The sequence below is a fragment of the Tessaracoccus caeni genome, assembly GCF_029211185.1.
In the GTDB taxonomy this organism is placed as follows: Bacteria; Actinomycetota; Actinomycetes; order Propionibacteriales; family Propionibacteriaceae; genus Arachnia; species Arachnia caeni.
This window is the reverse complement of sequence record NZ_JARGDO010000025.1, coordinates 23735-36772: the sequence shown is the minus strand read 5'-3', so window position 1 is coordinate 36772 and position 13038 is coordinate 23735. Positions and strand designations below refer to the sequence as shown.

The window sequence follows — 13038 nt, the reverse complement described above, 5'->3', positions numbered from 1 at the left end:
ATAGAACCAGGTGAGGAGGCCGAAAGGTTAGGTGCGGCGAGAATTACTCGACGGTCACCGACTTCGCCAGGTTGCGCGGCTGGTCGACGTCGTGGCCGAGCAGGGTGGCCAGCTCACAGGCGAAGATCTGCAGCGGCACGATCGCGACGAGCGGCTGGAGCAGCGTCGAAACCTTCGGCAGCTCGATGAACACCTCGGCGGCATCGCGAGCGGCCTGATCGGACCCCTCAGCCAGCACGATGGTCTTCGCGCCACGAGCCCGCACCTCGGAGATGTTGGACACCACCTTGTCGCGCAGCTGATCGCGCCCCCGCGGGGGAACCACGACGAACATGGGCAGATCCTGCGAGACCAGCGCGATGGGACCGTGCTTCAGCTCACCGGCCGCAAAGCCCTCGGCGTGCAGGTAGGCGATCTCCTTCAGCTTCAGCGCGCCTTCCAGCGCGATCGGGTAGCCGACGTGGCGACCGAGATACAGGAAGGACGTGGCGTCGGAGAGCTCCTTGGCCAGGTCGAGCACCTGCTGCTGGTTGTCCAGCATGTGCTGCATCAGCTCGGGCATGCGCTGCAGTTCGGTGAGGATCGCGGCGATCTCGTCGCCGTACTTCATGCCGCGCACCTGCGCCAGGTAGAGGCCCAGCAGGTAGCAGGCCACGATCTGAGCGGTGAAGCCCTTGGTGGAGGCGACGCCGATCTCGGGGCCGGCGTGGGTGTAGATGACGGCGTCGGACTCACGCGGGATGGTGGCGCCGTTGGTGTTGCAGATCGCGATCACCTTGGCGTGCTGCTCGCGGGCGTGACGGATCGCCATCAGCGTGTCTGCGGTCTCACCCGACTGCGAGATGGTAACCACCAGCGTCATCGGATCGACGATGGGGTCGCGGTAGCGGAACTCGGAGGCCAGCTCCACCTCGCAGGGGATGCGGGTCCAGTGCTCGATGGCGTACTTGGCCACCAGACCGGCATAGAAGGCGGTGCCACAAGCCACGATGACGATCTTGTTGATGCGACGCAGCGTCTCCGGGCTGATCCGGATCTCGTCGAGCACCAGCTCGCCGCGCTCGTTGAGACGGCCCAGCAGGGTGTCGGCCACGGCGGTGGGCTGCTCGAAGATCTCCTTGCGCATGAACCAGTCGTAACCCTGCTTCTGGGCAGCAGCGAGATCCCAGTTGATGGTGAGCGCCTTGGTCTCGGCCGGTCCACCGTCGAAGGTGGTCACCTCGACGCCGTCGCGGGTGAGTTCGACGATCTGGTCCTGGCCCAGCTCGATGGCCTCGCGGGTGAACTCGATGAAGGCGGCCACGTCGGAGGCCAGGAAGTACTCGCCCTCGCCGACGCCAACCACCAGCGGCGAGTTACGACGGGCGGCCACGACGCGGTCGGGATCCAGCGCGTCGACCGCCACCAGCGTGAAGGCGCCCTCCAGCTGAACGACCACCTTGCGCATCGCTTCGATGAGGGTGGCTCCCGCCTCCACCTCGCGGGACAGCAGGTGGGCTGCCACCTCGGTGTCGGTCTCGGAGCTGAAGGTGGCACCCTCGAGGCCGGCCTTCAGCGCCGCGTGATTCTCGATGATGCCGTTGTGCACCACGGCGATCCGTCCGGAGACGTGCGGGTGCGAGTTCTGATCAGTGGGCCCGCCATGGGTGGCCCAACGCGTATGACCGATCGCGACCGTGCCCTCCGGCAGCGGATTCGCGTCGATCTCGGACGCCAAGTTGCTGATCTTGCCAGCCTTCTTGCGCCAATGAATAGCCCCGTCGTGCGGCAATGCCACACCGGCCGAGTCGTAGCCACGGTACTCCAGCCGCCTCAAACCGGCGAGCACCACCCCAAGTCCGTCACGGTTGCCGACGTATCCAACGATTCCACACATGAAGAAAAACGTACATCATGATTGCGCGTTCCTTGACATTGCGGCTTTCGACTAGACGAAGGTCTCGAACGCCTCCGCCGTAACTCCACTGTTACGATGACTCGGTGCCTCACCCATTCGTGACACTGCCCCGTCGGTCCTGGGCCGCGCTGGCCAAGGATACCCAGATCGACCTCGACGAGGCGACCCTCGCCATGCTGCGAGGCATCGGCGATCCCACCGACCAGTCCGACGTCGAAGAGGTCTACCGGCCGCTCACCCAGCTGCTGCACCTGTATATGGCCAACACCGGCCGACTCAACGAACAGTCGAACAAATTCCTGCGCCTCCGAGTGCAGCGCACCCCCTTCGTGATCGCCGTCGCCGGCTCAGTTGCGGTGGGCAAGTCGACGGTGTCCCGCCTGCTCCAGGAGTTGTTGCGACGCGCACCCGGCAGTCCGCGGGTGGACCTGGTCACCACCGACGGCTTCCTCTACCCCAACGCCGAGCTGAACAACCGCGGGCTGATGGACCGCAAGGGCTTCCCCGAGTCATACAACCGACGCGCACTGCTCGACTTCCTGATCGAGGTGAAGTCCGGCACCCCCCACGTCGAGGCGCCCGTCTACAGCCACGCCGTCTACGACATCGTCGCGGACCAGAAGATCATCGTCGAGACCCCCGACATCCTCATCCTCGAGGGACTCAACGTGCTGCAGCCGGCCCGAGTCGAACCCGACGGCACCGCCGGGCTCGCGGTGAGTGACTTCATCGACTTCTCCGTCTTCGTCGACGCCGAGGAGGCTCATATCAAGAGCTGGTTCCTCGACCGCTTCATGGAGCTGCGTCGCCGAGCCGCCGACAACGAGGGCGACGGTTTCTTCGCCCGCTACGTCGAACTCAGCGACGACGAAGCCCGCGAGATCGGCTCCCGGGTCTGGGACTCCATCAACGGCCCCAACCTGCGTCAGAACATCGCCCCGACGAGGGAACGCGCCACCGCCATCCTGAGGAAGGGCCCCGACCACATCATCTCGTCGATCCGGATCCGCAAGATCTAGGACGATCACACCACGCTCTTGGAGGTGCGGAGCACAGCGGGCCTCGACGATCAAGACCAGCGCGCAGCGCCATTGACGCTCTTTGAGGTGCGACGAGCTCTGCGAGGAGCCTCGAAAAGAGCGGGCGTGACCTTCGGCAGAGACTGTTGTTCGGCTGCCGGTCGGGTCTTTTCGAGGCTCGTTCCTCGCACCTCAAAGACCGTCATCCCCCACAGCCGAGCGCTTGCCGGTAGATTGTTCACTGGCGAAAGGACATCACATGGCTTCCGTAGACATCGGCCAGGCGGTCAACAACCTGCGTGACGAGCTGACGGTATTCGCGGAGCGCGAGAAGGAACTCGCCGCCGCAGAACTCAAGCCGGCCGCCAAGCATGCGGGCTTCGGCGCAGGCTTCATGGCAGGAGCCGCGATCTTCGTGGTGCACGCGCTGTGGATGCTCGTCATCGCACTCGCTTTGTTCGTCTGCTGGCTGCTGACGACCATCTTCGACATGACGCTCACCGCCGGCCTGGTGTGGGGGTTCGCGGCCAGCGCGATCATCTCCGTGCTGCTGGCCGCGATCCTGGCGAAGCTGGGTCTCAACCGGTTCAAGAAGGTCAAGAAGCCCGAGGCGACCATCGCCGAGGCCAAGGCCACCGTCAACACGGTGATCGACTCCTTCCTGCAGCCCAAGGAAACCACCGCCGAGGTGGTGAATATCAAGCCGAGCGCGGTCTCGACGACAGGCGACCACCCGTTCTCGCGACCGGCCAGCTGAGGCTCCTCGCCGGGCGTGGGCTGCTACGCGAAGGTGTCGATGACGGTGCGACCGGGGATCGATGAGGTTCTCATGGTGCGGAAGATGTCATTAATGTCGCGCAGCCGGGCCGTGTGGATGGTCGCTCTCACGTTGCACTGATCGGCCAGGGCCAACGCTCGCGCCATGTCGGAGCGAGTACCGACGATCGACCCGCGCAGCGTGATCGCTCGCATCACCACGTCGAAGATCGACATCGACATCTCGCCGGGCGGGATGCCGTTCAGCACGATCGTCCCACCCGGCCGGGTGAAGCCGATCGCCTGCCCGAAGGCCGCCCGTCCGACGGCGGTGACAAGAACGCCGTGGGCTCCCCCGATGGCCCGTTGCAGGTAGCCCACGACGTCCGTCGTTGCGGCGTTGACGGTCATCGTCGCGCCGAGTTTTGCGGCCAGATCGAGCTTGGACTCTTCGATGTCGACGGCCACCACCCGGAAGCCCATGGCGGCGGCATACTGCACCGCGAGATGGCCAAGACCACCGATGCCGCTGATCACCACCCAGTCGCCGGCGCTGGCCTCCGTCATCACCAGGCCCTTGTAGACCGTGACGCCGGCGCACACCAGCGGCGCGGCCTGCACGTAGTCGAGCGAATCTGGCAGGTGCGCCAGATACAGCGGATCGGCCAGCACGTACTCCGCGAAGCCGCCGTCGACGTCATAGCCGGTGCGCTTCTGCTTGGGGCACAACGTCTCCCAGCCGGTGAGGCACTGCTCGCAGCGTCCGCAGGCCTGATGCAGCCATGGCACGCCGACGCGGTCCCCGACGTGCACGGCGTTGACCGCCTCGCCCACCGCGACCACCTCGCCGACAGCCTCGTGGCCGGGTATCCGGGGAAGCGGCGGCTTGTTGTCCCAGTCGCCGTCGGCGGCGTGCAGATCGGTGTGGCAGACGCCCACCGCGTGCACCTTGACCAGCACCTGGCCCGGCCCCGGCGTGGGCACCTCTATCTCTCGGAGTTCCAGCGGCTTGCCGAACTGGGTGACGGCGGCCGCGAGCATCGTCGTCATGCGGCTCCTCCTTGGATGGCGGTGATCGCGACGGTGTTGACGATGTCCTCCACCAGCGCTCCCCGTGACAGGTCGTTGACGGGTTTGTTGAGTCCTTGCAGCACGGGACCGATGGCCAGCGCGTTGGCGCTGCGCTGAACAGCCTTGTAGGCGGCGTTTCCGGCGCTGAGGTCGGGGAAGATCAGCACCGTGGCACGGCCGGCGACAGGCGAGCCCGGGCGTTTGCGCGTGCCGACGTCGGGGTCGACGGCGGCGTCGTACTGAAGCGGGCCATCGACGGCCAGCCCGGGCGCGCGGGAGCGCACCTCTTCCGTCGCCGCCACCACGAGATCGACGTCGGGTCCGCTGCCGGAGTCGCCGGTGGCGTAGGACAGCATCGCGACGCGGGGCTCGATGCCGAACGCGCGGGCCGTCTCCGCCGAGCTGATCGCGATGTCGGCCAGCTGGGCGGCATTCGGATTGGGGTTGACGGCGCAGTCGCCGAACACCAGCACCCGGTCGGCGAGGCACATCAGGAACACCGACGAGACCACCGAGACGCCGGGCCTGGTCTTGACCACCTCGAGCGACGGCCGGATGGTGTGCGCCGTGGTGTTGACCGCCCCCGAGACCATGCCGTCGGCGATGCCTTCGAGCACCATCATGGTGCCGAAGTAAGACACGTCCGCCACCCGCTCGCGCGCCTGCTCGAGCGTCACGCCCTTCTTGGCCCGAAGCTCGGCGTACCGGGCGGCGAACCGCTCGCGCAGCGGGCTTGTAGCGGGATCGACCACCTCGGCCGCGTCGAGGTTCAGGCCCAGTTCCTTGGCTCGGCCCTTCACCGCCGCCGCGTCGCCCAGCAGTGTGAGCCGGCAAGTCTTCTCCGCCAACAACCGGTGCGCGGCGCGCAGGATCCGCTCCTCGTCGCCCTCCGGCAGCACAATGTGCTGGCCGACCGCGCGGGCGCGACGAAGCAGCCCGCCCTCGAAGCGCAGCGGCGTCATCGGCGGCTCTCCGGGAACCTCCAACAGATCGGAACTCAGTCGGAACGAGCGGGTCAGCACCGACGAGGCCAGTTCGACGCGCTGCGTCGGGACGCCCAGATCCTCGCGTCCGCTGCCCAAATACAGCACGCCGGAGACGAGGGCGTGGCGTCGTCGGGCGTCCTTTATGGCGACCCGAGCCACGTCGGCATCATCCGCCACGAGCACCATGGCGGCGCCGAGGTTGGCGGCGATCGTCGCGTTGGCCCCGAACTCGACGGGGGCCAGCGGCGAGCTGTAATCGCTGCCCACGACGATTACGGTGTCGCAGCGCGCCGCGAGCTCGACGTACGCGGCGACGATGCGCACCAGGGCCGCCTCGTCGGCGCGCAGGAACTCGTCGAGCGTCACGCCGCCGACGGCCAGCTCCGGATCGCCGAGCAGCGACCGCAGCACCCGCAAGGTGGCATCGTCGGACGACTGCAGGAGCGGCACGAACAGCCCCACTCGCCCCGAGCCCGCGACCTGTCGCAGCGTCGCCCTGGCCACATCGCGCAGAGCGGGGCAGCGTCGCACCGCCGCGAGATACACCGCCGTCATGCGACTCAGCCCTTCAGCACCTTGTCGATCGCGGCGCCGAGCCCAGCGGGCTCGTGCCCGAGGGCGGCGATCACCGCCGCGCGCACCTGCTCCGCGTCGCCGGCACTGGCGCCGGTGCCGGTGCCGGTGCCGGCCCGCACCTCCGGTGCGGCCCCCGAGGAGACCAGCCGGACGCCGCGCTCCATGGCGTACTCCTTGGCGAGGGCCGTGACGATGTCGCGCTCCCCCACGACGCACTGCTTGGATCCCGAGGCCAGCGCCTCGTCGATGGTGACCTTGGTGATGACTCGACGTGACATGACGCTGCTCCTCAGGACTCGCGACCGGTGACGGATTCAATGGCGGTGATGGCGGCGTCGCGCGCGGCGAGAATGTCGGACTCGCTGCCCGACATCCACATCCGGCCGTAGACGCCCACGGAGGAGAAGTGGTTGAGGAAGACGGGCGCGGCCTTCTCCGCCTCGTTGGCCGCGAGCGTGATGTAGGCGGCCGGTTCCACCTCGAGCACCAGCATGGTCTGCCCGGCCACCAGCATGGTGCCGCGGTTGAGTCGGTTCAGCAGCTGCGCCTGATACGGGTTGACGTTGGTGATGATCTGCTGCGACGCCACCTTGGGCGCGATCCGGGACGACTGCTCAAGCCCCAACTCCTCCAGCACCACCTCACCCGCGCGCAGCACGTCGGCCTGCGAGGCGGAGTGCACCTCGAACATGCCGTACTGCCGCTCCACCACCTGCGCACCGGGCCGCACGTCGGTGGCCTTGACCACCTTGTCGACCACCTGGAACACCGAGTTGCCCGGGGACATCTCGACGTAGAGGCTGGCCATGCCGTCGACGGGCGGGTCGCCCATTGAAATGGTGCCGACGAAGGCCGCGAACTGCGGCTGCATCCGGTCGATGTGGCAGAACGCCCGTAGCTGGATGTCACTCATATCCTGATCTCCTCTTCAGCGCTCGCGGTGGCGAAGCTGGCCACTCCCAACGGAGTGACATACATGGGTTCGGGGGCCACCTGACACGGCAGGCCGGTGACCCGGGTCATGATGGACTCGATGCCGGTGAACGCGCCCGTGCCGCCCACCACGTAGATCTGCTCGACCCCGGTGCCGTCGACGATGTCGCGTACGATCGTCGACATCTTCTCCAGCACCGGTGCCACCAGGGGCAGCAGCCGGGCGTGGTTGGCCGGGTCGCGCTTTTGCAGCTCGGCCTCCTCGAAGGGCATCTTCAAGGCGCCGGCGATCACCAGCGACAGGTGGGTGCCGCCGCTGGGCTCGTCGAAGGTGCCGACGATCCGGCCGTCCTTGACGATCGCGACGCCGGTGGTGCCGCCGCCGATGTCCACGACGGCGCCGTCCCGCACCCCGAGCACGGCGTTGGCAGCCGTGGGCTCGTCGACGACCGCGTCGCACTCGATGCCGACGCCCTCCAGCACGTAGCGGTGGGCGCGATGGTCGCTCTCGTTCACGGCCGGCGGGATGGTCACCGCGCCGCGGGTGAGCGTGCGGCCGGTGCGGCGCTCCACCTGCTCTTTGAGGCCGCGCACCACGTCCATGGCTCCGGCGAAGTCCCAGACGACGCCGTCGCGCACCACGTCGGCGAACTGCGACGCGGTGGCCAGCGGCATGCCGGCCTCGTCGGTGACGACGATGACGGTAAAGGCGGTGCCCAGGTCGACGCCCACCTTGATCGGCTGGTCGGGGCGGATCGGGCGATTGCCCGACCCCACGGCGACCGCCTTGCGGAGCAGCTGCTTCGGCGTGGCCATCATCGACCTGCCTTGAGCAGCAGCTGCACGTAGTAGAAGGCGGACGACAGCCGGTTGAGAGCCCGACAGATCGGCTCGCCATAGGGATGGTGGGGCGAGGGGAAGACCTCGAGCGCCAGGATCTCGATCTCCCGGCTCGACGTGCGCACCACGTTCAGCCAATGCTGCAGCTCAAGATCCTCGACGCCGATTGTCAGGTGCGGGATGCCCAGTTCCTGATCAGGGCGATGAGTCACCTCGTGGATGCGTTCCGCGTCGGCCTCGTCGAGCACCAGTTCGGCGACCACCCGCTCGTTGTATTCGGCCGAGATCAGCTCCCGGCAGTAGGCGGCCAGGGTGCCGAGCAGGCCGGCCGTGTGCTCGTATCCCGCGGCGGCGGCCTTGGACTGGACCAGCAGCACCATCGCATGGAGCGAGTCGATCCGGCCGCGCAGTTGGATCCGAGGATGGGTCTTGAGCGCGTAGTGGTGCGCGTTGAGCTGGGTGAGCGCGCTGACCTTCTCACGCACCTGGGTGCCGCACGTGGTGCAGCGCGGCAGCTCGCCCACCAGATTCACCGGGAACTCCGACGGCTTGTCCCAGTCATGATTGCCCGACGGAGCGGCCGACGGCTCCGCCGCCGACTCCGGTTCGGTGACGAGCTTCCACTGCGTGACGAAGTCGGCGGCAGCGGGAGAGAGCCGCGCCCCGGCGGGCACCACGACGCGCGCCCCCACGGTGGGGCGGCGGAGCTGCTCGCGCAGGTCGGACTCGGTGACGAACACGGTTACTGCTCCGCCCAGTCAGCCGGGAAGGTGACGTAGATGAACTTCGCCCACGACGGCGTGCCGAAGGTGATGGTGGAGCCCTTGGGAACGTAGAAGATGTCGCCGGAACGACCCACCTTGTTGCCACCGTCGAGGCCGAGGTGGAGTTCGCCCTCCAGCACGATCTGGACCTCGTCGTAGTTGAGGGTCCATTCGAAGGCGCCCTCGGTGAGCGACATGTAGCCGGCGGCGATCGGGGAGCCGTCGTCGGTGGTGACCACGTCGACGGCGTGCACCTTCTGATCGGGCCCCGGGCCGGGGAACGGGAAGGGCTCGAGCGGGGACTCGGCGATCCGCGCGAGCTTGACGCTCGGGCGGCTGGGCGCGGCGGCGGGGACGCCGAGGCCCCCACCGCCCGCCAGGACTCGGGCCACGATCTCGCGGATCTTCGCCTCCGTACCATCGGCGGTCGCCGACGGCAGCTGGGTGACGACGGAGGGCGCGCCCCGGGCGATCGTCACGCGCCGCTCAGCCGCGACGTCGCGCGCCAACGGGGTGATGATGGCGCGCTCGGACACGGACAGCGTGCCGCCGACGGCGACCTGCTGCACCTGTTCCGCTGTGATGACTTCCCGGGACATATCCCTTTACCTCTCGATGGTGGCGTTGCCTATGGGGAAAGACGGGCCTCAGTTGGCCTTGGGCAGGATCGACTCGACGTCGCCGTGCGGGCGCGGGATCACGTGCACGGAGACGAGCTCGCCGACGCGTCCGGCCGCTGCGGCGCCGGCATCGGTGGCGGCCTTGACCGCGCCGACGTCGCCGCGCACCATGACGGTCACGTATGCGGAGCCGATCTGCTCCTTGCCGATCAGCTTGACGTTGGCAGCCTTGACCATGGCGTCGGCGGCCTCGATCGCACCGATCAGGCCCTTCGTCTCGACCATTCCGAGAGCGATCATGTTCACATCGGGCATTTCAGTTCTCCTTGTTTGAGTGGGTGTGGTGGTGGTTGTTGTTGCGTTTTCAGTTGTGGTCGTAGGTGCGGTCTTCTTCGCCGGTCGCTTCCGCGGCGGCTTGGTCGGGATCGGTGGCTGTTCCTCTGTCATCGGCTGACCTCCGTGTCCCTACTGCTTCAGCTGTTGCAGAACGAGGCGGACGACCCGCTCGATCTGCTCGGCGTCCGCGTCCTTCGCGGCCGATGCCGGGGCCTGAGCGGCCTCGGGCGCACCGCCGTCGAGCCTGCCGCCCCACGCCCGGGCGACGTCGGGCGCGGAGGTGAGGTGGTAGGCCACGCGCTTGACGTTCAGCACGTGCTCGACGGTGATGTTGTCGCTGACCGACGCCCCGCCGATGCCTCCCGGCGCCAGCGTGAACGAGGGGCGGATGCCGGTGGTGTAGCCCACGCCGCCCAGCGACCCCCAGGTGTTGACGAGGATCCGGAAGGCCGGCTTCTCGATGCCGAAGGCCAGCACCGCTTCCTCGTCGCGGGAGTGGATGACCAACGAGTGCCCGTCGCCGCCGAACCTCAGCAGCTCGATGGAACGCTCGCAGCCGGCCTTCCAGCCGTCCTCGACCATCCAGCCGATGACGGTGGTGAGCTTCTCGCGCGACAACGGGTGCTTCGGCCCGACGCCGTCGAGAGGAGCCACCAGGATCCGGGCCGAGGCAGGCACGTCGACGCCGGCCAGCTCGCCCAGCCGTTGGGGCGTCTGCCCCACGTACTCGGCCAGCATCAGCCCGTTGGGCCGGAACATGCCGGCCGCGAGGGTGTCGGCCTCCTCACAGGTGAGGAAGTGCGCCCCGCGGTCGATCAGCTCCTGCTTGAGCCGGTCGGCGATCGGCCGGTCGGCGATGATGCACTGCTCGGTGGCGCAGATGGTGGAGCAGTCGAACGACTTGGACTCCACGATCATCTGGGCCGCGCGCGCGATGTGCGCCGTGCGGTCGACGTATGCCGGCACGTTTCCGGGACCGACGCCCAGTGCGGGCTTGCCGCAGCTGTGCGCGGCCTTGACCATGCCCGGGCCACCCGTGGCCAGGATCATGGACGTCGCGTAGTGGTTCATCAGCTCGTTGGTGCCGGCCATCGAGAGGTCGGTGACGCAGCTGACAAGGCCCTTCGGCATGCCGGCCGCCTCACCCGCCTCGACCATCACCCTGACCGCCTCGGCCGTGCACTTCCGCGCCGCGGGATGCGGGCAGACGATCACGGCATTGCGGGCCTTGACGCCGATCAGGATCTTGAAGATCGCCGTCGAGGTGGGGTTGGTCGACGGAGTCAGCGCGCAGATCACGCCCACCGGCCAGCCGATCTCGATGATCTTTCGCTGCTCGTCGCGCCGGAGCACCCCGCAGGTGGGGATGTCCTTGATGGAGTCCCACACCCCCTGGGCCGCGAACTCGTTCTTGAGCTGCTTGTGCGCCGGATAGCCGAAGCCCGTCTCGTCGTGGGCCAGCTGCCCGAGACGTCCAGCCTCCCGCATGGCGGCGGCGACCATGGCCTCGCAGATGGCGTCGACCTTCTCCTGCGACGTGAACTGGAACGCGCGCATCGCCTCTCGACCAGCGGTGGCCAGATCCCTGGACTGCTGGATCGAGCGGAGATCCGCGTCGAAGCTCTCTGTCATGTTCACCTCACCTCAGTACTTACGCGGGTGCGCAGCCACCTCGAGCACGGCGTCCTGGAAGGCCGAGCAGGCGGCCCGGCAGGCGCTCTGGCTGCCCGTCAGGAGACCGCCGGCGAAGTTGGTCTCGGACGGCGGAGCGTAGAACTCCTTCATCTCCACGTCGGCGGCCTTCATCGCCATGTCGAGCGCGTAGGTGGCCTCCAGCGGCGGGGCGATCAGGTAGGCCAGCGAGCCGCCGACGGGGATGCCCGCGGCCTCCGACAGGTAGGTGCCGGTGGAGCTGATCAGGTGCGGGAAGAAGGTGAGCGAGTTGTCGTCGTTCGCCGAGTAGAAGCACGCCTCCTCCTCCGCATACGCGACGCAGGCGTCCATGCCGGAGCACACCTCGGCGGGCGTGGGGCCCGCGAGGATGCCGATGATCTCGCCGGAGAGCGGGCCCGACGGGTAGCCGGAGCCGGCATAGAAGCTCTTGGCGTAGACGACGTCGACTTCCGCGAACTTGGTGGCTTCGTCGAGCGACACGTACAGCGCGTCGTCGATGTCACAGGTGATCAGGGCGAGGGAGCGGTGTTGCGGCTGCAGGTTGAGCTTTTCCGCGAACCCCCGATCGACATTGGAGATAATCCGCGCCGCCAGGATGGTCGGCTTGACCGGATCAAGGATTGCCATGATTCATTCCTTCCTTGGGGCTCAGTTCTCGCCCGAGACTTCGCGCAGCTTCATGCCGCTGGCGGAGTAGGTGATCATTCGCTTGACGAACTCGACGACGAAGGCGCCGGCCTCAAGCGGGTTGGTGCCGCCGTGGGTGGTGATCATGCAGATCAGGTCACGGTCGGCGTCGGTCTTGCCCGGCTGCGGGTCGAAGCCCATGTAGGCGCTCATCGCGTCGGCGATGCCCAGGCCCGGGCGCTCCCCGATCAGCAGGACGATGACCTTGGCGTGGATGATCGCGTTGACGTCGTTCATGATGCCGACGCGAGCGTTCTGCACGAAGAACGGGGTGCCGAGACTCAGCCCCGCCGATTTCAGGCCCTGCTCGAGAGCGGGATAGATGTCGGGCAGGTTGTTGTCGATCGCCGCGGCGGACAGGCCGTCGCCGACGAAGATCTGCACGTCGGGGTTCTTGGTGCAGCGCTCGGCGATCGTCTTCTTCGCGTCCTCACTGAGCAGACGGCCCATGTCGGGGCGCAGCAGATACTCGGAGCGGTCCGCCACCGAGCTGGCCACGGTGAACAGGTTCAGCGCATCCAACGTCTCTTGCTTCACCTCGCCGTAGATGGCGTCCTGGGTGACGCCGTGATCGGCTTGGAAGAGCAGTTTCGAGCTGGTGAGTGGACGGGGCCCGGCGCGGCCGACGCCCACCCGAGCGGTGGTGGCGGCCATGATGTTGCGCAGGCCGTCTGGGTCGGCGGGGTTGACCACGCCGCAGGCGCGACGAGGCCCCTCCTCCGTGGGATCGGCCAGGTCGATCACCACCTCGCCCTCGGCGGAGATCCCGCTGACGGAGGCTTTTGCCTCACCGGCCGACGCGGCGGGCGTCAGGCCTTCCTTCTTCAGCTCGGCCAAGACCCGAGCGACGATGTCTTCTAGGTTGTCGATCATCGGTCA

General features: G+C 67.6%; 14 protein-coding genes. 2 read left to right on the top strand and 12 right to left on the bottom strand.

Annotation, left to right across the window (positions count from 1 at the left end):
* Positions 1–43: 43 nt before the first annotated feature.
* A complete protein-coding gene (gene glmS / locus P0D62_RS17265; protein ID WP_275703781.1) occupies positions 44–1876 on the bottom strand; it encodes a glutamine--fructose-6-phosphate transaminase (isomerizing) in 1833 nt (610 codons plus the stop codon).
* 104 nt (positions 1877–1980) lie between these two features.
* On the opposite strand from glmS, the gene coaA reads away from it, so the two are divergent.
* Both coaA and P0D62_RS17255 read left to right on the top strand, forming a co-directional pair.
* Entirely contained in the window at positions 1981–2916 is a 936-nt protein-coding gene (coaA, locus tag P0D62_RS17260; protein WP_275703780.1) for a type I pantothenate kinase, read from the top strand.
* A 259-nt stretch (positions 2917–3175) separates the two neighbouring features.
* Positions 3176–3673: a phage holin family protein gene (locus P0D62_RS17255; protein ID WP_275703779.1), complete on the top strand. Its 498-nt coding sequence runs from the start codon at positions 3176–3178 to the stop codon at positions 3671–3673.
* A 23-nt stretch (positions 3674–3696) separates the two neighbouring features.
* Here P0D62_RS17255 and P0D62_RS17250 read toward each other — a convergent pair whose 3' ends face one another.
* The 11 genes from P0D62_RS17250 to eutC all read right to left on the bottom strand — a co-directional run bounded on the left by P0D62_RS17250 (position 3697) and on the right by eutC (position 13032).
* Complete coding sequence (locus P0D62_RS17250) at positions 3697–4722, bottom strand: zinc-dependent alcohol dehydrogenase (protein ID WP_275703778.1); 1026 nt, start codon at positions 4720–4722, stop codon at positions 3697–3699.
* A complete protein-coding gene (pta, locus tag P0D62_RS17245) occupies positions 4719–6284 on the bottom strand; it encodes a phosphate acetyltransferase (protein ID WP_275703777.1) in 1566 nt (521 codons plus the stop codon). The genes P0D62_RS17250 and pta overlap by 4 nt, the downstream gene beginning before the upstream one ends.
* Before the next feature lie 5 nt (positions 6285–6289).
* The gene (locus P0D62_RS17240) at positions 6290–6583 is read right to left on the bottom strand and encodes a hypothetical protein (protein ID WP_275703776.1); all 294 of its coding nucleotides are present in this window, start codon (positions 6581–6583) and stop codon (positions 6290–6292) included.
* Between the two features lie 11 nt (positions 6584–6594).
* A complete protein-coding gene (locus tag P0D62_RS17235) occupies positions 6595–7218 on the bottom strand; it encodes a hypothetical protein (RefSeq protein WP_275703775.1) in 624 nt (207 codons plus the stop codon).
* The gene (eutJ, locus tag P0D62_RS17230; RefSeq protein WP_275703774.1) at positions 7215–8057 is read right to left on the bottom strand and encodes an ethanolamine utilization protein EutJ; all 843 of its coding nucleotides are present in this window, start codon (positions 8055–8057) and stop codon (positions 7215–7217) included. Before eutJ ends, P0D62_RS17235 begins: the two co-directional genes overlap by 4 nt.
* The gene (locus tag P0D62_RS17225) at positions 8054–8818 is read right to left on the bottom strand and encodes a hypothetical protein (protein ID WP_275703773.1); all 765 of its coding nucleotides are present in this window, start codon (positions 8816–8818) and stop codon (positions 8054–8056) included. The genes eutJ and P0D62_RS17225 overlap by 4 nt, the downstream gene beginning before the upstream one ends.
* 2 nt (positions 8819–8820) lie before the next feature.
* On the bottom strand, positions 8821–9441 hold the full coding sequence (locus tag P0D62_RS17220) for a cupin domain-containing protein (protein ID WP_275703772.1): 621 nt from the start codon (positions 9439–9441) through the stop codon (positions 8821–8823).
* Positions 9442–9489: 48 nt separating this feature from the next.
* A complete protein-coding gene (gene eutM, locus P0D62_RS17215; protein ID WP_275703801.1) occupies positions 9490–9768 on the bottom strand; it encodes an ethanolamine utilization microcompartment protein EutM in 279 nt (92 codons plus the stop codon).
* A gap of 159 nt (positions 9769–9927) precedes the next feature.
* Positions 9928–11430 carry an aldehyde dehydrogenase family protein gene (locus P0D62_RS17210; RefSeq protein ID WP_275703771.1) on the bottom strand — a complete coding sequence of 501 codons (1503 nt, stop codon included), beginning with the start codon at positions 11428–11430 and terminating at the stop codon, positions 9928–9930.
* A 12-nt stretch (positions 11431–11442) separates the two neighbouring features.
* Complete coding sequence (gene eutL / locus P0D62_RS17205; RefSeq protein WP_275703770.1) at positions 11443–12099, bottom strand: ethanolamine utilization microcompartment protein EutL; 657 nt, start codon at positions 12097–12099, stop codon at positions 11443–11445.
* A 21-nt stretch (positions 12100–12120) separates the two neighbouring features.
* The gene (eutC, locus tag P0D62_RS17200; RefSeq protein WP_275703769.1) at positions 12121–13032 is read right to left on the bottom strand and encodes an ethanolamine ammonia-lyase subunit EutC; all 912 of its coding nucleotides are present in this window, start codon (positions 13030–13032) and stop codon (positions 12121–12123) included.
* Between the last annotated feature and the right edge of the window lie 6 nt (positions 13033–13038).